This is a genomic window from Emcibacter sp. SYSU 3D8, from assembly GCF_039655875.1.
Lineage (GTDB): Bacteria > Pseudomonadota > Alphaproteobacteria > SMXS01 > SMXS01 > RI-34.
The window spans coordinates 247,405-273,275 of sequence record NZ_JBBYXK010000004.1; the positions used below are offsets into that span (position 1 = coordinate 247,405).

Sequence of the window (25,871 nt, forward strand, 5' to 3'; positions counted from 1 at the left end):
GCCCTGGCTAGACGGCCTCTTCGCCCTTGAAGGCGCGGATCGGCCAAAGAAAGTCGACCCGCATCCGTGCGATTTTCCACCGACCGCCGACCTTGCGGTAATCGTCCCGGTAGACGCCGAATATGCGCGGTGGACTCTCTGCGCCAGCCCTGGTGGTGAACTCAAGCAGATACCACCATCCCTGCGCCGTTTCCGGCCCGGTCAGCACGATATGCGGGTTGGTGAATGCGTGCAGCACCTCGTAGGGCAGGCCGCCGTTCGCCCTGTTGTTGGCCCAGATGCCGGAATACTTCTCGTGGATCTGGTCCCGGCCGACCCAGTCGCCATATCTGGGCCCGAACTCGCACACCGCATCCTCGGTAAACAGATCGACCGCCTTGTCGACTTCGCCGCCGTCATAATAGTGGGAATACAGGTACTTGGCCTGCTTGATTTCCTCGATGTCGAGAAGGTGCTCGATCGTAAGGCTCATCATCGGTCTCCGGGTTCGGCCGCGCTGCGCTCATGATACGCCGAAGCGCTATGCCTGGTCCTGTCGGTCGGCCTTGACGTCACGGCGCGGCCACAGGAAGTCGATACGCGTGCGATGGATCAGCCAGCGTCCCTCAACCTTCCGGTAGGTGTCGTCATAGATCCCGAACAGGATCAGCGGGTTCTCGACGCCTACGGCCGTATGCAGGTCGAGAAGGTACCACCGGCCGCTTGCCGTGGTGTCGTCGAGCACACGGATCCAGGGATTTGTAATCGCGTGCAGCACGCTGTAGGGCGCGCCGTGCACGGCCATGCCGGGCTGCCCCATTACAGCCTCAAACCTGGCGCGAATCTGATCCTTGCCGATCCACTCGCCGCCAAAGACAGGACCAAACTCGCAGACCGCGTCGTTGGTGAACAGGTCGACCAAGGGGCCGAGCATTCGACCATCAAAGTAATGGGAGAACAGGTGCCTGACCTGTTTGACCTCCTCGATGGCCAGCAGTTCATCCAGCGTCATAGTCGTCTTCCCTAATATGGCCCGGTAGGCCGCTCCAACGTAAGCCTGCGAGTAATGGGGGAATCTGTCTCGTCCATTCACATCCAAATTGTGTTGGACTAGGTAGCGGAGGGCACCATCTGGATTAAAACCCCTCTCAGGCCAGATTTTCCTGATAAGCGGTAAACTACAGGGCGTTTCGTCATTCCTCCACCGGGGATATCGCTTGGCTTCGACTGCGATAGTGTCGGCCATAATATCAACGCTAAAGCGATTGTCTGGCCGGACGCCTGGTCGCCGCGAACTCTCCATGCCACCGGCCCGTTGAGGCCAGACGGGTCGGCAATGACGCGCGATATCTACTGTACACGCGCAGGAGTATAGTCGGAGCGCTGGGGATTGTTCCCGGCTTTAGAAATGGGGATCATCATGAGTAACCGGTTTAGCCTGTTGTTCTCGGTCGTCGCTGTGGGATTGGCAACGCTGCCCCTAAGCCCTGTTTTTGCCGAGAGTCACGAACATCAACCCTCACCCGCCGGCATGGCCGCCGATCCCGTTACCCCAGCGCCCCATAAGGCGATGAAGGGGCAGTCCGCCGCTCCTGCGGCTGACCCCATGGCGCTAAGGAAGGCGCAGCAGGCGGCAAAACAGGTCGAGGCGAAACTAAATGCCCCTCCGCCAGACGCAATGGAGATGGTGAGGGCTGTACGGGGCAAGAATGTCGATTTGGCCAAGCGCGTGCTGTTGCGCAACGGTTTCACCACGGACCAGCTCGACGGCGCGGATATCGTTCTGGAAGACAAGACGGGCGGCGGCCAGATGGGATCAGAGAGCCGGCTTTCGATTACCATCGAAGCGAGCTGTTGCCCGGTGAAAATCGTCATCACCATAAGACTGTAACTGCGTTACGCCTTCTACAAGATAGCATCTCGTGGACTAGCTGAATCGTTGCTTCGCGGGTTCGGTCACGCCGAATATCGGGCTGGGTCGAGCCCGCGAATCGCTAAAGAAACCCTCGTCAGCGGAAGGACGGATGGACGCCCTTTCAACGAGTTTGAGGAATGTTTGTCGAGCATTGGGTGTCGGTCATCACAGGTCGAATCACATCCAGTTCCAGTCTCGGGCAGAACTAAAAAGTGGGTGCCGAACCAAGTGGACTCTAATCGCGTTTTAATACATCACCGCGCGTCGGGGCGGTGCCGCTGACCAGGCTGGCGACCGACAACCTGTCGCGAACTTCATCGATGCGGATAACGCCAGTCTTGTCCATGCTGACCTCCAGCACCTCACCGGTGCCTGGATCCTTGAACACCTTGCCCTTTTTATAGGCGGTGAGTTCCATGCCGGGCAGGACATTCCGGTCCGCACCAGCGTTGATGTAAATCTTGCCATCTGCGGCATCGATCACCAGCGCCGACCACGGCACCTTGTTCATGCTGGCGGCGATGAACTCGACCGCCTTTTTAATGGCGTCTTCGCCGGCTTGGCCAATGGGCGTGCTTTTGAACGATGTGGTGCCGAGCGTTGCGCCCGTGTTCTCTTCTACCAATCCGGCACTGGTGATCGATGAACTGGCCTCGCCCTGGGCGCTGGCGTTGGCGATTATCTGGCCGCTGGTGGTGTCCACCAAACGCAGCGAAATTTCGATAACCGCCTTCTGGTTCTTGCGGCTGGCGTTGCCGCCAAAGGGTGAACCGCCGCCCATGATGCCCAAGCTTACGCCGCCACCCTTGGCAGCGGGGTCGTACTTGGTGACAACACCGATAATGACGGCGCTGGCGCCGCTCATCTGGCCTGTGCCAGCGGCGGTCTCCGCGTCGACCGCGCCCGCTTTGGCCATCATCTGCTCGGCCCCGACAATATCGCCATAGGTTCCGGGGCGCTCCACGACGACGAAGCGTCCATCATTGGCCAAGGCGCTGATAAGCATAGCGGTCATGCCTTCGGAGGTTACGCCGCCGCCTACGGATTCAGCAGCCTGGAACTGGCTTACGGAGACCGTCTTCTTGAGGCCGGGGTAACCAGGCGCGGATTGTGCGGCAGCATGTACAGGGGCCCAAAGCAGGATAGGGCCCGCGATCATGGGAACAATCATGCCACGGGTAAGACGCGCGAAACGTTTGACGGTGCGGTCGCAGAAGCCGTTTGAAGTCCCGTACATGTGACCCCCTAGGATTTCTAATGCGCATCAAGGGTTCATCCCCGCCCCGCGCAAGTTTCGGGTCGTTCATAGGCCCTCCCTTCAAAGCATACTCCACAGAAGGAATGTTGCCGAGGACAGTGTAAGGGGCCGTCAGATTGTGTCGTTCGCGGGACTCTCGGAGTGGATCACCCCGTGCAGTGCAGGGAACCGTCGGAAATTTGTTGTTGCCCTCCATGCATGGAGCGGAACCCAATAATCCAGTCCAAGAGGGGAGCGGTTGCTGACAGGACTGGGGACCAGCGCCATCATGGCCTTGACCGCCTATAATCTATGTCACGTTTTCATGTCTCTGTAGCTGCCATCGCATCCGGTGAGCGCTGGCACCTGCCCCGGTCCGATCCGACGCGTTTTGAATGGCAAAGGACAGCCAGGTCGGCTGGACCTACCAAGTCAGTGTTCCGTTCTCTGCCGCAGAGACAGCGGGATATGTCGACGCTAATTTGTGTCTCTCAAATAGGAAAACTGTGAGGCGGATGAGCCCGCGCTGTGGGATATTGAATTATATAATGAGTTTTATTGCAGGCCGAAGTCGGCGGTTTCGCGCAGGATGAAATGGCGGAGGGGATGTCCGTAGAACTATTCTATCCAACACATTGATTTATATAGATACATAATTATATTTCTTTGTGTGTCCCCACACTTGTCCCCACATTGAGTGCCGATGCAGGCTTAGAACTAGTGGATATCAAGCAATGCACGGCGGCGCCAGAATTGGGGAAAAATTTCATGAGTGGTGCTGAATCGACATTTCCATTTCCAGCAGGAAGGTGCCCCCGGTGGGCGTTGGTCGAAGCCACGGGGCCCCTCCAGCGAATTTCTAGGTTCTTCAACCCCTCAATCACCTGCGGATGGCGGCAGCGCGGCGCTTCTCTAGCGGCAGTAAGTCTCGCTCATTTCGCTAGGCGCGAAGTCCTCAAGCCAGCAGGCCCCGTCCACACCGGGGCAATTCGGATGGATGCCCCAAGGTGCCCACATTTCTGGCACCTGGCACGCTCCCGCAGCCACTGAAACGTGACGTCGCCATAACGGCTAATAGTTGCCTCGATGTCGAGCGTTGCGCCGTGGTGGCAGAACGGAGCAGGGCGACTGCAGTAAATGGTAACTCTGTATTGTCCGCCAGCTGACGATAACCGCTCGCTCATTGGAGTTTATGGAACCACCTACCTGCGTCTGTCTCCATGATAGCACCCAACCTATCGTCCACAATCGAGTGGTGAAATATGCAGGGAGAGCAATACGTTATCGCGCATGCTCCTGCCGAGGCAGAAGGGCATTCACAGAATCGTTGTGCCTGACAACACCGCGCCCTCTTGCCCCACCGTTCTCTGAAACACGCTGGAAGGCTATTGAGCGGCTAGTCCCAACCTGAAGTTTTCTCAACACCTAGAAGGTTAACAAAAGGCAACAGGAACAAAGCCGATGCAAACCGGCTTCCAGCCGTTCTGAGGGGTGCGCCAGTGAGAAGTCGGACTTAACAGTGTTAAGAAGGGCGAAATGAGCAACTGGCCATTCCTGGGCTTTCTGTGGCCTTTTATAGGCAGCATTAATGCGTCGGGCAGGGGAATGCTTCTGCCAAGGCCGTTTCTACTAGGGAGGCTGCTGCCAGGTGGCGTTTCTCAGGATGAGCCGTCAGGAATGCCTTCACGACATCTTTTATTTGAAAGATGGTAACGCCATTAGGCAGACAATTCCGCCCGCCGGTAACGGTAGTACCGCCATTCATGAACAAGGTATCGGCAACGCCCGTAATGTAGCTGGCGCATATGTCATGAGAGCCCTGACAGTACATATGTAGTTTGTTTCCGTCAGTGAATGAGCGGGTGAGGTTCTCCTCAGCACCCCACACCGACACCGGCATCACAGCCAACGCCAGCGTCACGACACCCGCTTGAACTATCTTCATTAAAACCCCCGATCCTGGTGAATATCCCAGAACGATACGCCGATGACGACGGCGGCCAAACAAAACATGGCGCACCGCAGCAGGGTTAAGGCGTCAGAATTTGGAAAATATTCCGTGAGCGATGCCGAACCGCCTTTTCCGCTCCACCACGAAGACACCCCCCGGTAGGCGTTGTTCGAAGCCACGGGTCCCCTTCCGTCCCTGCTTAATGCTGGTGCCCGTTACCGCTTTCCTCGATACCCGCCGCTTTCATGTGTTCGCCCAGCGAGCGCCCACTCAGCGTGCATGTTGCAACAACCCTGTCATAGCTTCGCTTCTGCGCGACACAGTCCACGTGCTTGTTCATGGCGGTGCGCTTCATTGCCGCCTTCGCTTGCTCGCCACCTGGCTCCCTCAATTCGGGTGCATAAAAGTCCGCAACCCGAACCTCGACCCAGTTCGCGGAGCCTTGCCCCACACCAACGCATATGCTGTCCCCATCGCCGACATAGACCACCGGGCCTGAGAACTTGGAGCCGGGAGACAGGTAGGCAGGCATCGGCCCCTTATCGGGGATCGCCTCACAGGGGTCAGCCAGGGCAGCGGTGGTTGCACCCAGGAGGACACATAGCGTTACCGCGAACGGCAGGGTTTGGCGTCGAACGTTCATCGAAGCTAGCCGACTAACCAATGCCAATTGTTCCCGCCATGCTGCGTAGCTTGTCCAGTTGCCGCATCATATCAACGCCAACGGCCACATCGAGCTCGTCGTATCTATCCAGATGCCTGTCATAGGTTCGTTGCCACATGCCTTTGGGGCGCGGCAAGCCCCTATCCCAACCGGGTTCGCCGCCCAGCTTCTGTTGCAGCTTGAACAGCTTCTCCAGCGTTCTTTCACTGTGAGATACGCGTTGAGAGCGATAGCCTAGCCCCCATGCTTCGCGGCTGAGGAACTTGTCGCCTCCAGGGGGCAGGTGCAGTTTCAGCACTCGCTTATTGGTCTGTGGACAGAGCATCCACCAGCGTCGCCCGCCGTAGTTCGGCCGGGTGCAGGTGAGGGAAATGCGTTGGTTTGCTGAGCGCGGTTCGCTCCCATAGGGAGTGCAGGTGAACCGCAGTTCCATCCACGGAAAGTCCGGCTCCCACATGCCGTAGGAGTACCCGATGGAGCTTGTCTGTTGGCCGTTGGTCGACCAGGTGACGGTGCCGGAACCGCCCCCGCCAGATACCATCCCGCCGCGTCGTATCAGCCACGGCAGGCTAATGGTTAGCCCGCTCTCAACGGTGGGCCTGCCGCCTCTTCGGCCTGAGTTCCAGCCGCCCATTCCGGTCTCCACATTTTCCTAGATAAATAGCCTTTTCTGGCTTTGGACGCTTGCGCGAGTTCCGATAATCGAGGCTTCGCGTATGCTCCTCAGGCTGCTGAAAACTTCACCCGAGGATCGCCATAAGCGGGATCGGGGGCAAAAAACCAGCAACATAAAAGAAGCCGTACAGACATTTCATCGCTTCTGCCTAATCTGCCAACGCAGATAGAAGCGGAGATAGGGATCAACCACGTTGATTTCCCGGCTATCCTCTGCCCAGTCAATTGCGGATTCAGCCCCGATATCTCTGGAAATTTTCGAGAGGTGTTTCAGCGCGGAAGTTATTTCGTGTTTCTGAGGCATCATATCGGAAAGTAGGCCGTTCATTAGCGTGCGAAGCTCGTCGTACGGGAGCATAGCCTTAGGTCCACTCTCAGCTATTGCCAAGAGGGTGGCTTGGTAAATGTCGGCAAAGTCCCCATTATGTAGCGGGCGTTTCGCGCGAACCTTCCGGCTAATTGGGCCCGCAGCCAGCTTTTCATATATCGGCAGCCCTGCATCGAGTGAGATGCGCTCAAACATGCCGGTCAGATCGTGGCTGTCGGATATATCATACGAGCCCATCAGTTTGGGACGTTCGATCTGCAGGTCAAAACACAGCTCCCAGCAGAATTTCTGCATCAGGAATGGATTCTCTTGTGCTTCCGCGCAGAGGGTTTCGATGACAGTGGGACTGCATTTAATCTTAAGTGCGTTGAAGCCCTTTGCGGGAATCTGCGCGAGGTCCTCCAGCGTCCAATGAGGCAGGGAAATCGCGGTAAATCTGCCCGTTAATTCAGTTTCATCTTTAATGGCATCAAACACGCGATGGGTCACAGAGAGGAGCACAACCTTCAGGCCGTTGAAGACCGCGCCCTTCACGTTCCGCATGAGCTCTTTTCTGGACGCGTCGTCGATGTAGTGAAAGTCATCTATGACGAGTGCGATTTTGCCCTGAATAAGCGCCGAGATGGCGCCAGACATGGAGTTGACCAACCGACGCTCTGTTTTAGACCGAGATTGAAGGCGGGAGCCGCTGGCCGTTGTTATAAGGGGTACCGAGCCCTCAATGGCGATTTCAGTTTCGGAACCAGTCTGAATCTCAATTTCTGCCGGGAGACTGAGTTCGCCGGACACTCTCTCCCAAAAGCCATCCGAAGACTTGATTTGGCCGCCGTCAATCCAGACGTACTGGCGCTCGCCCAAAATGCGGCGACAAAGGACTGTCTTGCCGGTTTTTGTAGGTCCTGAGAGAGAAACGATTTGATTTGGAGTGGCTATCGCCCTGGCGAAAGTTCGCTCGATGTGCTCAGCCTCTCGCTCTACGTAGGTGTGCGTAGGTTGGCCTCCAGCGACAAACACTTCGTCTCTATGCGGACCCATCATGCGTGCTCCCCTGAATTATCGGCGCATTGTAGTGCGCCTCGCGCGCCTCGCTATGGTTTTTTGCGCGCCGCCCTTGTTTCTTGCGCGCCGCTCGTCCCGGTTGGGCTAGGCATCCACTAGCGAACATTACGCTTAGAACAATGGAGATTATACTTCACGCCCACCTTAGCCTGAGTCGGCCCTTGGTCACGAAGGCAGTTCCCCGGTACCCGCACATATGCCAACGGGTCTCTTCTCAACCATTCGCTCCGCCAGTCGCCGCGCCGTTGCACCGAGGTTCTGAGACGTTGCCGTCCGCTTGCCAATGATGCTGCCACCCGGTTCCAGCTTGTCCAGCCCCAGCGCCGCTGCGGAGTCCGCTGAGGCGCCTTTCAGGACGTAGGCCACTGCTTCCCCCAAATTCGCCAGATACGCTTCTGTGACCGCCTGCGCCGCCGCAAGCGTGCCGCCTATTCGCGTCGTGTGGATTGTGCCCGCCTTGTAGGGCTTGCCAGTGATGCGCCGTAGCCAGCGACGCTGTATCGAGCCGATGGGAAGCCCAGCCGGAACATGAACCAGGATGTGCGTGTGCGAGCCCTTGCCGTCGCCGTTCTCGCGCACCCACACCCAGGCAATGCACCCGCCCTGTTTTGCCACCCAGTCACCCATTAATTTCAGATAGCGACCAGTTGCCCATGCTGCCCGACTATCGGGGATGCCGGCCGTCTCCCAATGGATGGTGATGTGCCGGTTGAAGGGCAGGCCAATCCTGATGGCATACCGCGCCGCCTCGATGATGTTGGTGGCCTGTTTCAGCGTCAGGGCATGGCTTACACGGTCGCGCCGGTTGCGAGCGCCGCCCCATGTCTGGCGGGCAGGGGAGGGAAATGGCACCCCACCTAAGGTCTTAGTATAAAGAGCAAGGTCCGTGCCAGTTTCGGCAGCTGGCGGATTACCGCCACTTCCGGGCACAGCGCGTGAGCGGGAAAACGCCACTTTGCGGCCCCTTTCGCAAGTTTCAAGATTGCGGAATAAAAAGGGGGGCGACCGTTTCCAGCCGCTCCCCGATTGCAGTTAGGGCGTGCCTTCCGCCTCGCTGGTGTCGTTCCCGGATAACCAGCTTGCCACGCCATCCATCAGGTCAGGCAATCGCTCCAGCGGGATAGTGCAGCCCTCCCGCGTCGGCTTGAAGGATTCGCCGTCCCAGTACCACTTTCGCCAGTTCAGGAACGTGCGGCCATTGTGCGTAGCGACTTCGAGGCGCCACACGTTGCCGCGATGGCTATGCTCGAACAGAACCACGCCGCTCATGGTGAAGGTTCCAGGATCGAGACCGGCGAGCGCAGCACATAGCGACCGTGCCAGCCCCCCTCATGCGGTTCACGCACCATTTCGATGGCAAGACCGCATTCATGCCGCAGCGTGTGGACATAGGCTCCCAGGCGATAGGCCCAGGTTGCCACCTCCATCGCGGTGACACCTTTCGAGCCAGCCACCGTGAGCGCCAACAGCGCCTTGGCAACCTGGCCAGTGACGGTAAGCGTCGAGCCATCCACCATCGCCGTGACCGCTAACCGCTTTTTGCGGGTAGCAATCAGGGTCGAAGGTGTGTCAACATTTGGTGTCGATGAGGAACGCACAATCTCGACGACGATATGAGCCCCTGGCACTGTTGGCGCAGTGCTGGGGGTACTTATGTCTGGGGGCACGTCACACCTCCAGATTTTCAGCGAAAGTCTTAACGCTCTCAATGCGTATCAGCCGACGCCGCCCAATTGAGACAGTTTCAAGTCGGCCAGCAGCAATGAGTTCATAGGTCTTAGACCTGCCGAGGCCTAACGCCTTTGCGGCTTCGCTTATCGAACATAAAATAGGTTGCAAATCATTCCTCCATGGTTGGTTGCCGATACACGTGATGCCGCAAGCAGAGGTATATGGGGGCACGCGGACTACCAGATTTTGTGCCTGCGCCGGAGGCGGGTCAAGCGGGTGCATGTTGCTGTGGAATATTATTTAATAAAAACAATAATTTAAGACCCAAAAATAGCTTTGGGAGCCATCAGGAAAATATGTTGTCGGCTGCTTTCAACTGGTCTATCGGCGTCCACTCGCATCGGAGTCGCATTTAGAAACTAGCTATCAGCGACCAACTTAACCACACGGGACACCGGCACGCCCGCGCAGTATTTCGTCCATGCCTCCATGAGCCCACGCCGCTTCTCCAGAAAGTCGGTGCGCCTGTAAGCGGCCTCGACCTTGTTCGCAATTGCATGAGCGAGAGCGGCCTCTGCCACTTCACCGGGAAAGCTGGTTTCCTCTGCCGCCCAATCGCGGAACGCAGAGCGAAAGCCGTGAACCGTGAATGGCAACTCCATATCCCGCAGCACCTTCAACAGCGTCATGTCCGATAGCGGTCGCCCCGGCTTCTGCCCATAGAACACCAGTTCGCTGCCCTTGAGGCGGAGGGCAGCCGCCCGCTTGAATACCTCTACAGCCACCGGGGACAAGGGAACGGTGTGGGCCTTTCCCGCCTTCATTCGTTTACCTGGGATGGTCCACAAGGCAGCGTCCACGTCGATCTCGTCCCATGTCGCGCCGCGTATCTCACCCGAACGCGCCGCCGTCAGAATCAACGCCTCCAGCGCCAACCGCCCCATGCTGTCACGCTCGCGCAGTTTCTCCAGAAAGGCCGGAACGTCTGAATAGGGCATGGCCTCGAAGCGGCCAGTCTTTCGCGGCTGGCGCGGCAAACCCTTGGTGACGGAGCGCATGGGGGCTTCCTGCGTCCGCCAGCCCTTGGAATAGGCATAGTCCAGCACCGCGCCGATACGCTGGCGCACCCGCCGCGCCGTTTCCGGCTTCTCCAGCCAAATGTCAGCCAGAACGTCCCGAACCATGCGGCCCTCGATAGCCTCAACGCTCAGGTCGCCTATGGCCGGAAAGGCGTAGGTTTCGAGGGTCGCGAGCCATTGGGCCTGATGCTTCCCGTTCTTCCAACCGCGCTTGTGTTCCTTGTGAACGGCTTTGGCGGCCTCCCGGAATGTGGGGACACGCTCGCGCTGCTTCTGCTTCTCCGCCACCGGGTCCGCGCCCTGGCGAACCTGTTTGCGAATCTCGCCCGCCTTTTCCCGAGCACCTGCCAGCGAAACGTCTTTCAGTGAGCCCAGGCCAAACTCCCGCCGCTTTCCGTCATGCTGAATCCGAAGAAGCCAGCTCTTTGAGCCGCCGTCCTTCACGTTCAACATCAGCCCGTCGCCATCGGAATAGCGGCCTGGCTCTTTCAGCGCCCGAACCTGAGTGGCATTCAGGCTTCCCATCACCCAACCTCATTCGTCCCCACACCTGTCCCCACATAGTTGAGTGGTTGGGGGCGAATGTCAACGGACGCTGACGCACCCTAATGTGCCTCAAGACCGCTGTTTAGTTGGTTTATTCGGATGATGGCGAATGTGGGGAGATGATGTTCTGGCGGAGGGGATGGGATTCGAACCCACGAAGGGCTTGCACCCTTACACACTTTCCAGGCGTGCGCCTTCAACCGCTCGGCCACCCCTCCGCGAAGGGGCGCACTATAGCCGATCAATCGCTTCTGGCAACGGTTCCGGGCGGGTGTTGGGCAATTTCTTCGGGCGCAGGAATGGCGTAGGCTGATGCGCGACAACGCGGCAGGAGGAATGCCGGTGAACTGGACGTCCGTGACCGAAGACGAGGCGATGCTGCACCCGCTCTATGGCTTTGGCGGCTGGCTCTACGCCGTCTATGCCGTCGAGGTTCTCGGCCTTGCCCTGACGCTCGAGGGCATCGTCCGGGTGGTTGACGAGGCCGGCGCCGGGCAACTGGCCAATCCGGGGTTCGGACTGGTCTGGCTGCAGGTGCTGCTCAACCTGCCGTTCCTGCTGATGGCGCCCATGAAGGCGCGTGCCATGCCGGCGGTCGCCATCGGCTGTTACTGGGTGGGCATGGTGTTCAGCCTGGGCATGGTCGTCACCCTGCCGTCATCGGTGGACATGGATGCCTCGGTCCTGGCGCGTGTCCTGGTCTGGTTCGTCTGGGGCGCGGTGTTCACGCTGTATCTGCTGCGCTCGCGGCGGGTCAACGTCACCTACCGGCACCGTGTGCCTGCGGGCAATGCCCCGGCGGCAGCGCTGCCCGTCGACGGTGTCGCCTGAGCATGGTGTTATGGCGCATGTGGGACTGGGTGGCCGTTCCGGCGCGGCAGGCGCGGCAGCATCCCCTGTACGGACTGAACCTCATTCTGCTGTGCTTCTACGTGCTGACCCTGGGCGGCCTGTTGATGCGGGTCGCGACCTTGTCTGTCGCCATGACCTTCTCGCCGCTGTTCAATCCGGCGGATGTGCAGATCAGTGCCGCGCTGCTCGCAGCGGGCATGGGTTTGCCGCTGCCATTTCTGGTGCTCTCGCTGGTCTGGCGACAGGCCATGCCGATCGCCTCCATTGCCTGCATCTGGGCCAGTGTCGCGCTCGATGCCGGACTGTTGATGCTCGGGATCATGCCGGTCATGGCCCTGACCGCCACCATCGTCTCCACATCGACCGCGCCGCTGCTGACCTATTATGTGCTGCTGTCCCGCCGGGTGAACGTGACCTACCGGTACCGCGTGCGCGCCAGCGATCCTGCCCTCGATGCACCGGTCCTGAATTGAGCCGCCGCGCACCTCTTGCACGCGGAGTTCCGCTTCCTACATTTCCTGATCGCGGAGGGCGGCCTGTCCTGAGGCGGCCGCCTTCCGGGAGATGCGTGAGCAACGGAGAGATGATGATGGATACGATCATTCAGCATCCCGCTTCCCTGCGTGCGCGGTCCGTGAACGGCCTGCCGGCGATGCCCGCGAGCACCTATGCGACGCCCCGGGAAGTGATGGAAGACACGGGCCTGTCCCCGGCCGGAAAGCGGGAAATTCTGGCGTTCTGGGCATCCGATGCCTGTGCGGTCGATTCGCGGCCGGAGCTTAGGCAGCCGCCCGGCGCGCCGAACCCGGTGCCCTATGACGAGATCAGGCGTGCGCTGCATGAACTGGACGGTCTCGGCCCGGACTGGCCGCCTTCCGGCGCTGCCGCCGTCAGGCGAGGACCGGGCGTTGAGCCCAGCGTCGCGGACATGCTGGCGGATCCGATCGTGCGGCTGGTCATGCTTCGCGACGGGGTCAGCGACCAGGACGTCTACCGCGCCATGGCCCATGCCGGCCTCAGCCGTGGCCGGCTCGGACGCGTGGCGTGGAGAGGCTAGTGCCTCAGTCGTCCATCTTCAGCGCGGCGATGAAGGCTTCCTGCGGGATTTCCACCTTGCCGAAGGTGCGCATGCGCTTCTTGCCCTCTTTCTGCTTCTCCAGCAGCTTCTTCTTGCGGGTGACGTCGCCGCCATAGCACTTGGCGGTCACGTCCTTGCGCATGGCGCTGATGGTCTCGCGGGCGACGACCCGGCCGCCGATGGCCGCCTGGATCGGAATCTTGAACAGCTGCCTGGGGATCAGGTCCTTGAGCTTCTCGCACATGCCGCGGCCACGGCTCTCGGCCTTGCCCCGGTGCACGATCATCGACAGGGCGTCGACCGGTTCGGCGTTGACCAGCACCGACATCTTCACCAGGTCGCCCTCTTCGTAGCCGTCCAGGGTGTAGTCGAAGCTGGCATAGCCGCGCGAGACCGACTTCAGCCGATCGTAGAAGTCGAACACCACCTCATTGAGCGGCAGCCGGTAGACGGCCATGGCGCGGGCGCCCGCATAGGTCAGCTCGATCTGACTGCCGCGGCGGTCCTCGCACAGCTTCAGGATCGCGCCCAGATATTCGTCTGGAACGATGATCGAGGCATTGATCCACGGCTCCTCGATGCGGTCGATCTTTACCGGATCGGGCATGTCGGCCGGATTGTGCAGCTCGATCATGGTGCCGTCGGTCATGTGCATGCGATAGATCACGCTGGGCGCGGTGGTGATCAGGTCCAGATTGAATTCGCGCTCCAGCCGCTCCTGGATGATTTCCAGATGCAAAAGGCCCAGGAAGCCGCAGCGGAAACCGAAGCCCAGCGCCGCCGAGGTTTCCATCTCATATTCGAAGCTGGCGTCGTTGAGGCGCAGCTTGGCCAGGCTGGTGCGCAGCTCCTCGAACTCGCCGGCGTCGGTCGGGAACAGGCCGCAGAACACCACCGGCTGGCTGGGCTTGAAGCCGGGCAGGGCGGCGGCGGCCTGGCGCTTTTCCTCGGTGATGGTGTCGCCGACATTGGTCTCGGCGACTTCCTTGATGGCGGCGTTGATGAAGCCCATCTCGCCGGGGCCCAGTTCGTCGATGGAGACGGGCTTGGGCGTGAAGACGCCGACGCGCTCGACCGTGTGGGTGGTCTTGGCGGCCATCATGCGGATCTGCTGGCCCTTCCGCAGCACGCCGTCGACGACGCGGACCAGGATCATCACGCCCAGATAGGTGTCGTACCAGCTGTCGACCAGCATCACCTTCAGCGGAGCGTCGCGGTCGCCCTTGGGCGGCGGCAGGCGGGTGCAGACGGCCTCGAGCAGTTCCTCGATGCCGACGCCGGTCTTGGCCGAGGTGGCGATGGCGTCCGACGCGTCCAGGCCGATGACATCCTCGATCTGCTGGCGGATCCGCTCGGGCTCGGCGGCGGGCAGGTCGATCTTGTTCAGGACCGGGATGATCTCGTGGTCGTTCTCGATGGCCTTGTAGACGTTGGCCAGGGTCTGCGCCTCGACGCCCTGCGACGCATCGACCACCAGGATCGAGCCTTCGCACGCGGCCAGCGACCGGCTGACCTCGTAGGCGAAGTCAACGTGGCCGGGCGTGTCCATCAGGTTATAGACGTAGGTCTTGCCGTCCTTGGCCTTGTAATTCAGGCGAACGGTCTGGGCCTTGATGGTGATGCCGCGCTCGCGCTCGATATCCATGCTGTCGAGCACCTGCTCCGTCATCTCGCGGGCGGTGAGGCCGCCGCAGGTCTGGATCAGGCGATCGGACAGGGTCGACTTGCCATGGTCGATATGAGCGATGATCGCGAAGTTGCGGATAAGCGACAGATCAGTGGTCATGGCGGCGGGTTTTACACGGAGGCAAAGGCGCTGCCAAGCAGAGGAATCGCGGGCACTGACATGGACGGCCTGCGCCGCTCCTCGAAATGGGGTGTCCGGGAGCGGGCAGGCGGTCCTGCGGGCGTCGACGAAGGCCCGTTTATTTTTTGCCGATGGCGATCTTGCGCGGCTTTTTGCTGGCGTCGGTGGTCTTGGGTATGGTCACTTCCAGGACGCCGTCGGTGACGTGGGCCTCGATCTTGTCGCTCTGGGCGTCGCCGGGCAGCTGGAACGAACGCTCGAACGAGCCGTACTGACGTTCGGAGACGCGCATATTGTCCTTACGCTCCTCGTGCTTGCTGGTTTTCTCGCCCTTCACCGTCAGAATGTTGTCCCGCAGCGTGACTTCGATGTCCTTGTCGGTCAGGCCCGGAAGCTCTGCGGTCACCAGGTATGTGTCGTTCTTCTCCACCACATCGACCGCAGGCACACGGAGCCCATAGCTGCCGAAGCTCCACGGCCGGGTGGCGGCTTCGTCGAACACGGAGTGGCCGATGGTGGGGAAGCCGCGCGAAAAATCTTCGAAAAGACGATCGATCTGATCGCGCAGCGTACCAAAGGGGGACCATGTTGCCGGCGCCTTGGCGGTCGTTGCCTGGGCCGAAGAAGTCTGTGGCATTCCGCCCGATTTCTTGCCTTCAGAAGCCATAACGCTCTCCCGGATTGGGTTGATAATTGCGTGCGGTATACGCACGCAACAAGCCCTACCGCCGGAAGGAGGCACCCGCCTTGATCCGGGTCAAAGGGGGATCGGGCGCTCTCTCAGGACCGCAGCGTGCCGCCCGTGGCCTTTTCCACCGCGGCGACGATTTTCTTCGAGACCGTCTCGATGTCGGCCTCGGTCAATGTCCGGTCGCTGGGTTGCAGCCGCACGGCGATGGCAAGCGACTTGTTGCCTTCGCCCACGCCCGGGCCTTCATAGATGTCGAACAGCGACACGCTCTCGATCAGCTGCTTGTCCGCGCCGCCGGCGGCGCCCATCACGTCGTGAGCGGTAACGGACTGGCCGACGACGAAGGCGAAGTCACGCTCGACCGCCTGGAACGGCGAGGCGGCCAGCGCGGGCTTCGAGGTGCGCTTGCGTTCCTTTACCGGGATGTTGTCGATGAACACCTCGAACGCGACCACCGGCCCCTTGACGTCGAGCGCCTTCAGCACCCTCGGGTGCAGCTCGCCGAACTGGGCGAGGCAATTCTTCGGCCCCAGCATCAGCCTGCCGCTGCGGCCCGGGTGATACCAGCCGGGCGCGTCGGTTGCGGTGCGCAGATTGTTCGTCGCCGCGCCCAGCGCGTCGAGCAGGGCGATGGCGTCGGCCTTGGCGTCGAACAGCGATACCGGGCCGGTCGCATCGGACCAATGACGCTGGTGATTGGCGCCCGAGCGGACTCCGCCTGCCACTGTCGACTGGTCCTCGGGCGCGTCGCCCAGATATTGCGGGCCGACCTCGAACAGGGCGACCGAGGTAAAGCCCCGATCGGCGTTGCGGCCGGCGGCCTCGACCAAATTGGGCAGCACGCTGGGGCGCATGGCGTCCAGGTCCGAGCTGATCGGATTGGCCAGCGCCAACGCCGGCGATCCGCCGCCGAACAGCGCCGCGCTCGCCGATGACGTGAACGACCAGGTCACCGCCTCGTTCATGCCGCGCGCGGCAAGCGCCCGGCGGGCCACGCGGACCAGCCGCTGGCGGGCGTTGACCGCCGGCTTGATGGTCTCGCTCACCGGCGGCAGCATGGTCGAGGGAATGGCGTCGAAGCCGTGGATACGCGCGACTTCCTCGACCAGGTCGGCCTCGCCCTCGATGTCGGTGCGCCAACTTGGCACCCGGGCGCTGATCACGCCGCCCATTTCCTCGGCCCCGAAGCCCAGGGATTCCAGCCGGCGCACGGATTCGGCTGCCGGAATGTCGATGCCGGTCAGGGTGCGCACACGGTCGGGCCGCATCTCGGCGGTTTTGGTCCATTCGGGCACGGCGCCCGCGATCACCAGTTCGCTGGCCTCGCCGCCGCAGATCTCCAGGATCAGTCTGGTCGCGTCCTCGGCGCCGCCGATGACGTACTGGCTGTCCACGCCGCGCTCGAAGCGGTAGCGGGCATCGCTGTTGATGCCAAGGGTGCGGCCGGTATAGGCGGTGCGCACCGGATCGAACAGCGCCGATTCCAGCACCACGTCGGTCGTCTCGGGCGTACAGCCCGATGCTTCGCCGCCCATGACGCCGCCCAGGCCCAGCGCGCCCGCCTCGTCGGCGATCACGCAGACGGCTTCCGGCAATGCGTAGGTCTTGCCGTCGAGCGCGGCCAGTTCTTCGCCGGGGTTGGAGACGCGAACATGGATGCCGCCGGTGAGCTTTGCCGCGTCATAGACGTGCAGCGGCCGGGCCCTGTCGAACGACAGGTAATTGGTGATGTCGACCAGCGCCGAGATGGGGCGCAGGCCGATCGACTTCAGCCGGCGCTGCATCCAGGCCGGACTGGGCCCGTTCCGGACGCCGCGGATGGTGCGGCCGACGAAGACCGGGCAGGCGCTGGCATCGAACGGCTCGAGCCTGATGGCGATGTTGACGGGGCTCTTGAACGTCCCGGCCACGGGCTGGGGATGCGCAGGCTTCAGCGAACCGATGCCGGCGGCGGCCAGGTCGCGGGCGATGCCGCGCACGCCAAGGCAATCCTGCCGGTTGGGCGTGATGTTGATGTCGATGACTGGATCGTCCAGGCCCAGCACCCGGGCGAACGGCACGCCCAGCGGTGTGTCGCCGGGCATCTCGATGATGCCGTCATGGGCCTCCGACAGGCCCATTTCGCGCTCCGACACCAGCATGCCGTTCGAGGCGACGCCGCGGATCTCGCTGGGCTTCAGGGTCAGGCCGGTGCCGGGAACGGTCAGGCCGCTGCGGGCGAACACCGCCTTCATGCCGGCGCGCGCATTGGGCGCGCCACAGACCACCTGGACCACCTCGGTGCCGGTGTCGACCACGCACACCCGCAGCTTGTCGGCATTGGGATGGGGCTCGGCCTTCTGCACATGGGCCACCGTGAACGGCGCCAGCGCCGCGCCGCTGTCGGTTACGTCCTCGACCTCGAGGCCGATGGCGGTCAGCGTGTCGGTGATTGTCTTGAGATCGGCTGCGGTGTCCAGATGGTCCTTCAGCCAGGACAGCGTGAACTTCATCGGCTGATCCCCATCATCTACTGATACCTTGGCCAAGGGTGGGCATGTTGAGGGCCGAGAAGCCGTAATGGCGCAGCCAGCGCAAATCGCTGTCGAAGAAGGCGCGCAGGTCGGGCGCGCCATATTTCAGCATGGCGATGCGGTCGATGCCCATGCCGAAGGCAAAGCCCTGATACTTCGCCGGATCGATGCCGCCATGCTCAAGCACCTTCGGGTGCACCATGCCGCAGCCCATGATCTCCAGCCAGTCGTCGCCCTCGCCGATGCGCAGTTCGCCGCCGTCGCGGCGGCAGCCGATGTCGACTTCGGCCGATGGCTCGGTGAACGGAAAATAGCTGGGGCGGAAGCGCATCTTCACCTCGTCCACCTCGAAGAACGCGCGGCAGAACGCCTCGATGCAGCCCTTCAGGTGGCCCATGTGAGTCGATTCGTCGATCACCAGCGCCTCGATCTGGTGGAACATCGGCGTGTGCGTCTGATCGCTGTCGCAGCGGAAGGTCCGGCCCGGCGCGATGATGCGCAGCGGCGGCTTGCTGTTCAGCATGGTGCGGATCTGCACCGGGCTGGTGTGGGTGCGCAGCACGCGGCGCGTCCCGTCCGGCCGCTCGGGCAGGTAGAATGTATCGTGCATCTGCCGGGCGGGATGCTCCGGCGGGATGTTCAGCGCGGTGAAGTTGTAGAAATCCTCCTCGATGTCCGGGCCTTCGGCGACCGCGAACCCCATCTGGGCGAAGATTTCGGTGATCTCGTCGATCACCTGGCTTACCGGATGGATGGTGCCGCGCGCCTCGGGCAGTACGGGCAGGGTGACATCGATCCGCTCGCCGGCGAGACGGGCCTCGAGCGCGGCGTCGTCAAGCCTGTCCCTGGCGGCGCGAATCGCGTTGTCGACATCGTCCTTCAAACGGTTGAGCGCAGGACCGGCGGCCTTACGCTCGTCCGGGCTCATCTGGCCCAGGCCGCGCATCAGTTCGGAAATGGCGCCCTTCTTGCCCAGGGCGGCGACCCGGACCTGCTCGAGCGCCGCGGCGTCGGCCGCGTGGGCGACCTGGCCGAGAACGTCTTCACGGAGAGACTCGATATCCTGCATCTGCTTTTCCCATGAAAAAGGGGGCGCGCAGCCCCCTTTTCCGTAACGTCAAGGCAAGGAGGCCCTGGATCAGGCGGCCTTCGCCAGCGCGTCCTGCGCCTGCTTGGCCAGCGAAGCGAAGGTGGCTGGCTCGTGAACGGCGATATCCGAGAGGACCTTGCGGTCGAGCTCGATGCCGCTGAGGATCAGCCCGTTGATAAATCGCGAATAGGTCAGGCCGTGCTCGCGCGCGGCGGCGTTGATGCGCTGGATCCACAGGGCGCGGAACGTGCGCTTCTTCGCCCGGCGGTCGCGATAAGCGTACTGACCGGCCTTCTCCACCGCCTGGGTGGCGATGCGGATGGTATTCTTGCGGCGGCCATAATAGCCCTTAGCCGCATCGATGATCTTCTTGTGACGGGCGTGCGTCGTCACACCGCGTTTTACGCGTGCCATGCTGCGAGTTCCTTAGCCGTAAGGGAGGAATTTTTTAACGATACGCGCATCGGCATCACACAGAATGGTGGTGCCGCGCTGATTGCGGATCTGCTTGTTGGTCCGCTTGATCATGCCGTGCCGCTTGTTCGCCTGGTTGGAGCGAACCTTTCCCGACGCCGTCAGGCTAAAGCGCTTCTTCGCGCCCGATTTGGTCTTTAGCTTGGGCATTTCGCTTTCCTTTTGGTCGAATGTTGTTCAGCGATACAGATCGCCACGGCATGCCCTGCCGGCCGGGCGATCAAGGCGCGCTTTATAGCGTCGGTGTTCCGAGGTTGCAAGCGCCGTGGCGACGAACCCTTGCGACTGTCTATGATGCCCCGCCAATGAAGGAGAAACACCGGATGACGCATCGCTGGACCACCCGCGCCCTGTTCCTGATCGGGCTGTTGCTCGCGCCAGCGTGGGCGGGCGCGGCCGCCGCGCAGGGCGCCGGGCCCCAATCCGGCGGCCCGGCCATGTGGACGCTGACGGCCGACAAGGCGACGGTCTATTTTCTCGGCTCGTTTCACATCCTGCCGCCCGGCATTGCGTGGCGCGAGGACAGCCGCATCGAGACGGCGCTTTCGGAGGCGGCGGCGTTGCTGTTCGAGGTGGACCTGGACGATATGGACAAGCCCGAGGTCGCCGCCAGCATCGTCAGGCGGGCCACGCTGCCCGGCGGCAAGACATTGCGCGACGTATTGACGCCCGAAACCTATGGCGCGCTCCAGTCGACCGCCGGACGATACGGCATGGACATGGCGATGCTCGAGCCGATGCAGCCCTGGCTGGCGGCCAGCGGCCTGCTGGTCGGCTACATGGTCAGCAAGGGCGCCGACCCGGCCAGCGGCGTCGACAGTCAGTTGACCCGCGATGCGAGGGCCGCCGGCAAGGCGGTGATCCCGCTGGAGACCATCGACGGGCAACTCGACGTGCTCGAATCGCTGTCCCGGGAAGATCCCGACCTGATGATCACCGACATGATCCGTTTTCTGGACGACACCAACGGCCTGCTGTCCCAGACGCTGACGGCGTGGCAGACCGGCGACACGCAGGCCATCGATGCGCTGATCCGCGAAGATCTGGGCAAGCACGAAGGCGTCTATGACCGCTTCCTGACCAACAGGAACATGGCCTGGGTGCCGAAGATCGAGGCTCTGATCGGCAAGGGCGGGACCTATTTCGTGGTCGTGGGCGCCGGCCACCTGGTGGGCGACCAGAGCGTCATCGCCATGCTGCGCGCCAAGGGGTACGCAATCGAAAGGTATTGAATCTCGCCTACCTTTGTGTCGATGCCGAGGAACAGACGGCGTTGGCCGTGAGAGCACGCATGCGGGATGACTGCTATGGGTGGATTCCGGTCAGACTGCACACGACCCTTAGCGGACGTCAACGGGAACCCAGTCAGCAGGGAGTTGGTGATAGGGCAGGTCAGGGAAGCGCCTCGCCCTCTCTTCTTTGACCTTGCGCTCTCTCCAGATTGGCCCCCCTACGTGCCAGCCAGATTGCTCTGCGCCGAAATCTGCGGTTAGTCGTTCAGGTATATGATACTGAGCGTCCCATACCGCCATCAGCTCTAGCTGCTGTATCCCCGGATCATCAATCCGTGTTTGGCCTACGATGGTGCCGCCCTGCCAAATGGTCACATCCAGTGTCCCAACTGGCCACTGAACTAAGCTGCGCGGCAAACGAAGGGCTTCGGCGAGATCATACCGTCCAATCTTGCACCAGGTCCCGGCTCGAAGCGCCCTCGTGATTGAAGGATACGCAACCGGGATAACACACATCACAGAAGCTGAAAGGATGCTTTGGATGTCGCCGACCTTTCGATCTCGCCGATGAAAGAATCCGACTGATTTATCAGCAGTTACCTGCCCGTAGTATATCCAACTGTTTTCACCTATCAGGGCATAGACCGTGCCCTGCTTCATATCGGCTCGCGCGTTGGCTTCGTTTGTAAACATTGGTGCATGCTCGCGGGCCGTGCCAGCACCGTCAAGGTCCGCTTTCCACCCATCTCGGTCATAGGGATGGACCATGCCGCTCCTCCATAGCAGACATTCAGGCGGATTTTCGCTTATGTCCGCTTTGGGGGAACTCGACCACCTGCCGGGATGACTGCAATGTGCGGAAACCGGACTGTCTGGTTTCGGTGGCTATAAAAGGCAAAGCCGACATGGCTATTAAACGCCAAGCCACTCTAACTCGCCGCTAAGCTCATCTGCCGAATAATCGATCTGCAAAACGCGGCGATGGCCTGTTACGCACGCCGCATCAGACGCATGCAGGATAGGCGTTGCATACGCCCACACGTCACCAGCCTCAGCAAGGCATGCGTAAGTGCCGCAGCGAGCTACTACATCATCATATTTTTCGGTGGGCACACGGCCAGCGAGGTGAGAACCCAGCGCTATCAGCAGGGGCGAATTTTCGGCAGGCACATTATCGAGATGCACGCGAAGCGTGAGCATTCGGGATAATAGATCAAACGGTGGTGCGACATGCTGCAACCCTGCTTTCATAGTCCAAGGTCCATAGCCCTCAACAGCAATACGCAGTTTCACACATATTGTCCGGTCCTGATGCCAAGCTAGTGACCAGTTCGTTTCTGCGGTTTTATCGAACAAGATCGCCCGCACTGCGCGACATTGCTTCCCGAGAAATTGTGCGGCTAAACCGCCAATGACACCTTCCGCAGCCAAGATAGGTCGGAGTTTTTCAATGCCGTGGATACGAACGCCAGCTTGCTCAGATGGAAGTGCAAACAACGCCTCACGGATGTCTGGCAGTGATGACAAAACGACTGCGTGGAAGTGTTGAGCGCCATGCTCGGCGAGGGTGAAATGGTCCATGCCTGCTGCTTGCTCCATATAGCCTTGTAATATTCTCATTAGCGTCGCAGCAATGTCTGGTTTCGGGTGGCGGGTATAATGGTAAAACGTCTGCAATGGGTGGATAGCGGCCTGTCTGTTTCTTGCGATCGGAAGGGACAGGCCTTCGCCAGCAGGCGTTATTTCAGCGGCAAAAACAGTTCGGCGATCGCCTCATGCTCCGGCACCTCCGGGAAGAAGCTTAGCCGCTGGCAATAGATCGGGAAGTCGCGTGGTTCCTCGCCGCTGGCCGGAAGCCAGTCGCGATAAAGGTAGAGCGCGGCGGGCTCCAGATTGTCGGTGTTGCCAACGACGCGCAGCACCGCGCAGCGGCCGCCAGGGATCTCGCCGGCTTTGATCTGCTCGCCGCTCGCCTCGAACGATTGGTAGATCCCGGCACAAAGGTCCACGCTATAATGGGCGGGCGACGCAGGACGCCGCTCGGAACGCCAGACATTGAATGTCGGACTTGTCTTGGGATGCAGGCCAGCGACCTTGCGCCATGCAATGAACCGCTGGATGGTGGCACCGAGCGTTGCCGGGTCACCCCGATGCTCCATGATCGCCACCGGTGTCGCGGGCACATCGCGGATTGTCACGTCTTCAGCGGTAAAAGTCTTCTGCATGAGCTTGCTCCTCGCGTTGTCGAGAGGCCCGAAGGCCGCAATCCACGGCTCCCAGTCGGGAGATTTCCGAAAAGACGAAGGCGATTGCCCGAACTGATGCCGAAAGGCGCGGGCGAAAGCGTCCGGTGCATCGTAACCGGCATCCATCGCTATATCCGTGACGCTTTGGGCATCCCTGTAGGCTAGCCGGTATGAAGCGCGCTTCATGCGGGCGAGCTGGGTATAGCGATGCACGGTCAGCCCGAAGGTTGCCGTGAACTGACGGTGGAAATGATACTTCGAGTAGGCCGCGACGCTGCTCAGCGCGTCCAGCCCTAGATCGTCGTCCAGATGCCGGTCTATGTGATCCAGCACCCGCTGCATCCGGGCATAGTAGTTTTGAAGCGCCGCCTTCATCATTCTGTCCTCGTGGCAGCACCAGCTAAGCGCACGCTGACATGACGCGCTCGACCGATCTTGCGGTTTTGCCACGGGTCGCAGAACATTGCCAAGAACTGTACATGGGCACGCCCAATTTACGGATGAACGGCGAAAAGGGGTCGATTTCTGCCCGACCGCTATGGGTCGGATGCTGCCTGGCCGTTTAGGCTTGACCGGGAACGAGGCAGAATCGCTCATCTGTAGCGTTCATCCACATTTTCGGGAAATACTCGGACGTTTACCAAAATGATAGGACAAAAAATAAATGGACTGCCGTAACAAAGGCGTAAAGCAGCGAGATAATGTGGCACCAATTGTAATTTAGTATATGCCGGTCCATGAAGCGCGCGTTCCATATGTAGGCAGAAAACCAGATTACCGCACCTCCGAAGATCGCCGCGAACAACAACACAGCATGACGACCAGCATCTGGGCTCATTTGGAAACGGAAGGCTTCATTCTCTGCCCTTAGGGTTCTGCTGCTATTTTCGCTGGTGCCGACTGTTACTCTAAGCAATCGGTTAATGTCCCAAAGGGTCGAATGCCGACGGACTACAAAGGGTGGATTGCGGATGTTCGGCATGTGGCGTTAGCTTCTTCCCAGCATAGGGGTAATGCCATGTCGATCCGAAGAGCCGTCGCCAAGGATGTGGAGGCCATCAAAGACTGCATGCGCGCTTCTTTGAACGCAACCTAAGGCGGCCTCTGGACTTCAGAACCGCTCGAAGTCGGCGACGATGACTGGGAAAGTGCCTGGGTAGCCTGCTCCTTTGGCGGAATTATCGGAGTGGGGCATTCAGAGCGCGATATTGTCAGTGACTTATGGGTTCACCCTGAGGCGCAAGGCGAAGGAGCAGGATCGGCGCTCCTAGCGGCGCTTGAGCGCGAGATTGCCGCGCGAGGGTTCGTTGTTGCTCGGCTGCGCTGTCTTGAACCCAATCATAAGTCACGAGCCTTCTACGCAGCCCGAGGTTGGACCGAGGTGCGCGTTTACCCACATGAGACGATCCCGCTCAACACGGTAGACATGGAAAAGCAAGTCGCTGTGGTCAGCACCTGAGTCCGCAATGGGTCGGATACAGGCGGGGGTTACGGTGACAGTGCATTAAATTGACAGTCCGCAGCGCGCTCACACCCGGCAAGTGTGGGCCGAAGTCGATGCCGAATTAAATGCACTGTCACCGGACCACCCGTCAGGGCAGGCCAGTCACTTGGGAGCCAGCTTATCTGCCATGTGGGCGACATAGGCCTCGTGCAACGGGGCCATCGCCGCAATCTGCGCCTCACTGAAGGGACATGGACGGGCAAACCAGGCATCACTCACCGGTGTGCGCTTCAGAACACCCATCACGGTCTTATACATGTTCTCCGTCATCTTGATCGTCGTTTCAGTCCCAAGCCGAGCATCGAGATCGCCACGGATTTCGTTGGCCGGACGGGAACCCCAAGCCACCAACTCTTCGCAATTTCCCTCGACCATGAGTTCAGGAGCCATATTCTGCGCCAACGCAACGGGCGCCATAACAAGCCAGGCCAAGGCGGCGATAGATGATCGCAGCATCATAAAAACAACCCTTCTCTCAATCACTCTTCAGTTGACGGCTAGATCATGAGTAATGGATGCGGCGTTGCCGATCCATTTGAAAATCTGTGGGATTGGCCTGCCCCTGAAGGGCGCGGCATCAATGTTGCGGTTACGGTGACAGTACATTAAATTGACAGTCCGCAGCGCGCTCACACTCGGCAAGTGTGGGCCGAAGTCGATGCCGAATTAAATGCACTGTCACCGTAATGACCAAGGGACGCTTCGCCAAGCAGGACTTCGTCTATCTGGCCGACGACGACGTGTATCGCTGTCCTGCAGAAGAAATCCTGACCCGCCGCTTCACCTCGGTCGAGGACGGCATGAACCTGTCCGTCTACTGGACGCGCCGGTGCGGCGACTGTGCGCTAAAGCCCCAATGCACGACCGGCAAGGAGCGCCGCATCAAGCGCTGGGAGCATGAGGCGGTGATCGAGGCCATGCAGGCCCGGCTTGATCGAACACCGGGCGCCATGCGCACCCGCAGAGCTACCGTCGAACATCCCTTCGGCACGCTCAAGGCCTGGATGGGCGCGACACACTTCAAGACCCGGAGCCTCGAAAAGGTCCGAACCGAGATGAGCCTCCACGTCCTCGCCTACAATATGAAACGGATGATCGCGATGCTCGGCCCACAGTCGCTGATCGAGGCGATCCGGGCCTGAAGGCCTGCGCTTTCACCGACCGAAACACCAAAGCCGGCATCAACACCAAATTCTCGTCGCGATGTTAAAAACGCGTTCTCACACAGCCTGGGTCGATAGCGGAAGTTGGTGAGCCGAGCTTTTTACCGACGGAGCAGA

At 60.7% G+C, this 25,871-nt stretch carries 27 protein-coding genes, 1 tRNA gene and 1 pseudogene; 6 read left to right on the forward strand and 23 right to left on the reverse strand.

All coding sequences use genetic code 11. The features are described 5' to 3' along the window. Positions 1 to 7: 7 nt before the first annotated feature. A complete protein-coding gene (locus tag WJU21_RS15115) occupies positions 8 to 472 on the reverse strand; it encodes a nuclear transport factor 2 family protein (protein WP_346324287.1) in 465 nt (154 codons plus the stop codon). Between the two features lie 48 nt (positions 473 to 520). After that, positions 521 to 991 carry a nuclear transport factor 2 family protein gene (locus WJU21_RS15120; RefSeq protein WP_346324288.1) on the reverse strand — a complete coding sequence of 157 codons (471 nt, stop codon included), beginning with the start codon at positions 989 to 991 and terminating at the stop codon, positions 521 to 523. A gap of 408 nt (positions 992 to 1,399) precedes the next feature. On the opposite strand from WJU21_RS15120, the gene WJU21_RS15125 reads away from it, so the two are divergent. Next, the gene (locus tag WJU21_RS15125; RefSeq protein WP_346324289.1) at positions 1,400 to 1,870 is read left to right on the forward strand and encodes a hypothetical protein; all 471 of its coding nucleotides are present in this window, start codon (positions 1,400 to 1,402) and stop codon (positions 1,868 to 1,870) included. Positions 1,871 to 2,129: 259 nt separating this feature from the next. Here the strand turns inward: WJU21_RS15125 and WJU21_RS15130 are convergent, their stop codons facing one another. The 11 genes from WJU21_RS15130 to WJU21_RS15180 all read right to left on the reverse strand — a co-directional run bounded on the left by WJU21_RS15130 (position 2,130) and on the right by WJU21_RS15180 (position 11,322). Further along, positions 2,130 to 3,131 carry a CsgG/HfaB family protein gene (locus WJU21_RS15130; RefSeq protein WP_346324290.1) on the reverse strand — a complete coding sequence of 334 codons (1,002 nt, stop codon included), beginning with the start codon at positions 3,129 to 3,131 and terminating at the stop codon, positions 2,130 to 2,132. Positions 3,132 to 4,716: 1,585 nt separating this feature from the next. Then, positions 4,717 to 5,076 (reverse strand): Rap1a/Tai family immunity protein, encoded by a 360-nt coding sequence (locus WJU21_RS15135; RefSeq protein ID WP_346324291.1) that lies wholly within the window; start codon positions 5,074 to 5,076, stop codon positions 4,717 to 4,719. Between the two features lie 205 nt (positions 5,077 to 5,281). Continuing rightward, positions 5,282 to 5,614, reverse strand: coding sequence for a nuclease (locus WJU21_RS15140; protein WP_346324292.1), 333 nt, complete (start codon positions 5,612 to 5,614; stop codon positions 5,282 to 5,284). A gap of 124 nt (positions 5,615 to 5,738) precedes the next feature. Next, positions 5,739 to 6,380, reverse strand: coding sequence for a hypothetical protein (locus tag WJU21_RS15145; protein ID WP_346324293.1), 642 nt, complete (start codon positions 6,378 to 6,380; stop codon positions 5,739 to 5,741). A 177-nt stretch (positions 6,381 to 6,557) separates the two neighbouring features. Next, positions 6,558 to 7,787: an ATP-binding protein gene (locus WJU21_RS15150; protein WP_346324294.1), complete on the reverse strand. Its 1,230-nt coding sequence runs from the start codon at positions 7,785 to 7,787 to the stop codon at positions 6,558 to 6,560. Between the two features lie 186 nt (positions 7,788 to 7,973). Continuing rightward, positions 7,974 to 8,762, reverse strand: coding sequence for a hypothetical protein (locus WJU21_RS15155; protein WP_346324295.1), 789 nt, complete (start codon positions 8,760 to 8,762; stop codon positions 7,974 to 7,976). Between the two features lie 78 nt (positions 8,763 to 8,840). Then, positions 8,841 to 9,077, reverse strand: coding sequence for a PC4/YdbC family ssDNA-binding protein (locus WJU21_RS15160; RefSeq protein ID WP_346324296.1), 237 nt, complete (start codon positions 9,075 to 9,077; stop codon positions 8,841 to 8,843). Beyond that, positions 9,074 to 9,325, reverse strand: a complete 252-nt coding sequence (locus WJU21_RS15165; protein ID WP_346324297.1) for a hypothetical protein — start codon at positions 9,323 to 9,325, stop codon at positions 9,074 to 9,076. Before WJU21_RS15165 ends, WJU21_RS15160 begins: the two co-directional genes overlap by 4 nt. Positions 9,326 to 9,476: 151 nt before the next feature. After that, entirely contained in the window at positions 9,477 to 9,761 is a 285-nt protein-coding gene (locus WJU21_RS15170; RefSeq protein WP_346324298.1) for an excisionase family DNA-binding protein, read from the reverse strand. Between the two features lie 137 nt (positions 9,762 to 9,898). Then, complete coding sequence (locus WJU21_RS15175) at positions 9,899 to 11,083, reverse strand: integrase arm-type DNA-binding domain-containing protein (protein WP_346324299.1); 1,185 nt, start codon at positions 11,081 to 11,083, stop codon at positions 9,899 to 9,901. Positions 11,084 to 11,232: 149 nt separating this feature from the next. After that, positions 11,233 to 11,322 (reverse strand) — tRNA-Ser (locus tag WJU21_RS15180). A gap of 124 nt (positions 11,323 to 11,446) precedes the next feature. On the opposite strand from WJU21_RS15180, the gene WJU21_RS15185 reads away from it, so the two are divergent. The 3 genes from WJU21_RS15185 to WJU21_RS15195 all read left to right on the forward strand — a co-directional run bounded on the left by WJU21_RS15185 (position 11,447) and on the right by WJU21_RS15195 (position 13,013). Beyond that, positions 11,447 to 11,935 (forward strand): DUF2569 family protein, encoded by a 489-nt coding sequence (locus WJU21_RS15185; protein ID WP_346324300.1) that lies wholly within the window; start codon positions 11,447 to 11,449, stop codon positions 11,933 to 11,935. Between the two features lie 2 nt (positions 11,936 to 11,937). After that, positions 11,938 to 12,429, forward strand: coding sequence for a hypothetical protein (locus tag WJU21_RS15190; RefSeq protein ID WP_346324301.1), 492 nt, complete (start codon positions 11,938 to 11,940; stop codon positions 12,427 to 12,429). A 116-nt stretch (positions 12,430 to 12,545) separates the two neighbouring features. After that, complete coding sequence (locus tag WJU21_RS15195) at positions 12,546 to 13,013, forward strand: hypothetical protein (RefSeq protein ID WP_346324302.1); 468 nt, start codon at positions 12,546 to 12,548, stop codon at positions 13,011 to 13,013. Between the two features lie 4 nt (positions 13,014 to 13,017). Here the strand turns inward: WJU21_RS15195 and lepA are convergent, their stop codons facing one another. From lepA to rpmI, 6 genes are all read right to left on the reverse strand, one after another. Beyond that, positions 13,018 to 14,820 (reverse strand): translation elongation factor 4, encoded by a 1,803-nt coding sequence (gene lepA, locus WJU21_RS15200; RefSeq protein ID WP_346324303.1) that lies wholly within the window; start codon positions 14,818 to 14,820, stop codon positions 13,018 to 13,020. 139 nt (positions 14,821 to 14,959) lie between these two features. Next, a complete protein-coding gene (locus tag WJU21_RS15205) occupies positions 14,960 to 15,508 on the reverse strand; it encodes an Hsp20/alpha crystallin family protein (protein WP_346324304.1) in 549 nt (182 codons plus the stop codon). Positions 15,509 to 15,621: 113 nt separating this feature from the next. Next, on the reverse strand, positions 15,622 to 18,024 hold the full coding sequence (gene pheT, locus WJU21_RS15210; protein WP_346324305.1) for a phenylalanine--tRNA ligase subunit beta: 2,403 nt from the start codon (positions 18,022 to 18,024) through the stop codon (positions 15,622 to 15,624). Positions 18,025 to 18,037: 13 nt separating this feature from the next. Next, entirely contained in the window at positions 18,038 to 19,114 is a 1,077-nt protein-coding gene (gene pheS, locus WJU21_RS15215) for a phenylalanine--tRNA ligase subunit alpha (protein ID WP_346324306.1), read from the reverse strand. Positions 19,115 to 19,183: 69 nt separating this feature from the next. Next, positions 19,184 to 19,549: a 50S ribosomal protein L20 gene (gene rplT, locus WJU21_RS15220; RefSeq protein ID WP_346324307.1), complete on the reverse strand. Its 366-nt coding sequence runs from the start codon at positions 19,547 to 19,549 to the stop codon at positions 19,184 to 19,186. Between the two features lie 12 nt (positions 19,550 to 19,561). After that, on the reverse strand, positions 19,562 to 19,759 hold the full coding sequence (gene rpmI, locus WJU21_RS15225; RefSeq protein WP_346324308.1) for a 50S ribosomal protein L35: 198 nt from the start codon (positions 19,757 to 19,759) through the stop codon (positions 19,562 to 19,564). Positions 19,760 to 19,932: 173 nt separating this feature from the next. Here rpmI and WJU21_RS15230 point away from each other — a divergent pair, with 173 nt between their 5' ends. Beyond that, positions 19,933 to 20,841, forward strand: a complete 909-nt coding sequence (locus tag WJU21_RS15230; protein WP_346324309.1) for a TraB/GumN family protein — start codon at positions 19,933 to 19,935, stop codon at positions 20,839 to 20,841. A gap of 108 nt (positions 20,842 to 20,949) precedes the next feature. Here the strand turns inward: WJU21_RS15230 and WJU21_RS15235 are convergent, their stop codons facing one another. The 4 genes from WJU21_RS15235 to WJU21_RS15250 form a co-directional block, all read right to left on the reverse strand. Beyond that, entirely contained in the window at positions 20,950 to 21,609 is a 660-nt protein-coding gene (locus WJU21_RS15235) for a hypothetical protein (protein WP_346324310.1), read from the reverse strand. 144 nt (positions 21,610 to 21,753) lie between these two features. Then, the gene (locus WJU21_RS15240) at positions 21,754 to 22,422 is read right to left on the reverse strand and encodes a phytanoyl-CoA dioxygenase (RefSeq protein WP_346324311.1); all 669 of its coding nucleotides are present in this window, start codon (positions 22,420 to 22,422) and stop codon (positions 21,754 to 21,756) included. A gap of 158 nt (positions 22,423 to 22,580) precedes the next feature. After that, a complete protein-coding gene (locus WJU21_RS15245; RefSeq protein WP_346324312.1) occupies positions 22,581 to 23,462 on the reverse strand; it encodes an AraC family transcriptional regulator in 882 nt (293 codons plus the stop codon). 1,231 nt (positions 23,463 to 24,693) lie between these two features. Then, complete coding sequence (locus WJU21_RS15250; RefSeq protein WP_346324313.1) at positions 24,694 to 25,050, reverse strand: hypothetical protein; 357 nt, start codon at positions 25,048 to 25,050, stop codon at positions 24,694 to 24,696. Positions 25,051 to 25,283: 233 nt separating this feature from the next. Here WJU21_RS15250 and WJU21_RS15255 point away from each other — a divergent pair. After that, positions 25,284 to 25,733 (forward strand): annotated as a pseudogene (locus WJU21_RS15255) (transposase); the annotation flags it as partial. Positions 25,734 to 25,871: the final 138 nt, after the last annotated feature.

Excerpts from the sequence above, each read along its gene's own strand:
- WJU21_RS15135 (WP_346324291.1), bottom strand. The coding sequence starts at position 5,076 with ATGAAGATAGTTCAAGCGGGTGTCGTGACGCTGGCGTTGGCTGTGATG.
- WJU21_RS15120 (WP_346324288.1), bottom strand. The coding sequence starts at position 991 with ATGACGCTGGATGAACTGCTGGCCATCGAGGAGGTCAAACAGGTCAGG.
- WJU21_RS15140 (WP_346324292.1), bottom strand. The coding sequence starts at position 5,614 with ATGCCTGCCTACCTGTCTCCCGGCTCCAAGTTCTCAGGCCCGGTGGTC.
- WJU21_RS15160 (WP_346324296.1), bottom strand. The coding sequence starts at position 9,077 with ATGAGCGGCGTGGTTCTGTTCGAGCATAGCCATCGCGGCAACGTGTGG.
- pheT (WP_346324305.1), bottom strand. The coding sequence starts at position 18,024 with ATGAAGTTCACGCTGTCCTGGCTGAAGGACCATCTGGACACCGCAGCC.
- WJU21_RS15230 (WP_346324309.1), top strand. The coding sequence starts at position 19,933 with ATGACGCATCGCTGGACCACCCGCGCCCTGTTCCTGATCGGGCTGTTG.
- WJU21_RS15195 (WP_346324302.1), top strand. The coding sequence starts at position 12,546 with ATGGATACGATCATTCAGCATCCCGCTTCCCTGCGTGCGCGGTCCGTG.
- WJU21_RS15205 (WP_346324304.1), bottom strand. The coding sequence starts at position 15,508 with ATGGCTTCTGAAGGCAAGAAATCGGGCGGAATGCCACAGACTTCTTCG.
- pheS (WP_346324306.1), bottom strand. The coding sequence starts at position 19,114 with ATGCAGGATATCGAGTCTCTCCGTGAAGACGTTCTCGGCCAGGTCGCC.
- WJU21_RS15150 (WP_346324294.1), bottom strand. The coding sequence starts at position 7,787 with ATGATGGGTCCGCATAGAGACGAAGTGTTTGTCGCTGGAGGCCAACCT.
- rplT (WP_346324307.1), bottom strand. The coding sequence starts at position 19,549 with ATGGCACGCGTAAAACGCGGTGTGACGACGCACGCCCGTCACAAGAAG.
- WJU21_RS15240 (WP_346324311.1), bottom strand. The coding sequence starts at position 22,422 with ATGGACCATTTCACCCTCGCCGAGCATGGCGCTCAACACTTCCACGCA.
- WJU21_RS15245 (WP_346324312.1), bottom strand. The coding sequence starts at position 23,462 with ATGAAGGCGGCGCTTCAAAACTACTATGCCCGGATGCAGCGGGTGCTG.
- WJU21_RS15130 (WP_346324290.1), bottom strand. The coding sequence starts at position 3,131 with ATGTACGGGACTTCAAACGGCTTCTGCGACCGCACCGTCAAACGTTTC.
- rpmI (WP_346324308.1), bottom strand. The coding sequence starts at position 19,759 with ATGCCCAAGCTAAAGACCAAATCGGGCGCGAAGAAGCGCTTTAGCCTG.
- WJU21_RS15165 (WP_346324297.1), bottom strand. The coding sequence starts at position 9,325 with ATGGTGGATGGCTCGACGCTTACCGTCACTGGCCAGGTTGCCAAGGCG.
- WJU21_RS15145 (WP_346324293.1), bottom strand. The coding sequence starts at position 6,380 with ATGGGCGGCTGGAACTCAGGCCGAAGAGGCGGCAGGCCCACCGTTGAG.
- WJU21_RS15175 (WP_346324299.1), bottom strand. The coding sequence starts at position 11,083 with ATGGGAAGCCTGAATGCCACTCAGGTTCGGGCGCTGAAAGAGCCAGGC.
- WJU21_RS15235 (WP_346324310.1), bottom strand. The coding sequence starts at position 21,609 with ATGGTCCATCCCTATGACCGAGATGGGTGGAAAGCGGACCTTGACGGT.
- WJU21_RS15190 (WP_346324301.1), top strand. The coding sequence starts at position 11,938 with ATGGTGTTATGGCGCATGTGGGACTGGGTGGCCGTTCCGGCGCGGCAG.
- WJU21_RS15115 (WP_346324287.1), bottom strand. The coding sequence starts at position 472 with ATGAGCCTTACGATCGAGCACCTTCTCGACATCGAGGAAATCAAGCAG.
- WJU21_RS15170 (WP_346324298.1), bottom strand. The coding sequence starts at position 9,761 with ATGCACCCGCTTGACCCGCCTCCGGCGCAGGCACAAAATCTGGTAGTC.
- WJU21_RS15250 (WP_346324313.1), bottom strand. The coding sequence starts at position 25,050 with ATGATGCTGCGATCATCTATCGCCGCCTTGGCCTGGCTTGTTATGGCG.
- lepA (WP_346324303.1), bottom strand. The coding sequence starts at position 14,820 with ATGACCACTGATCTGTCGCTTATCCGCAACTTCGCGATCATCGCTCAT.
- WJU21_RS15125 (WP_346324289.1), top strand. The coding sequence starts at position 1,400 with ATGAGTAACCGGTTTAGCCTGTTGTTCTCGGTCGTCGCTGTGGGATTG.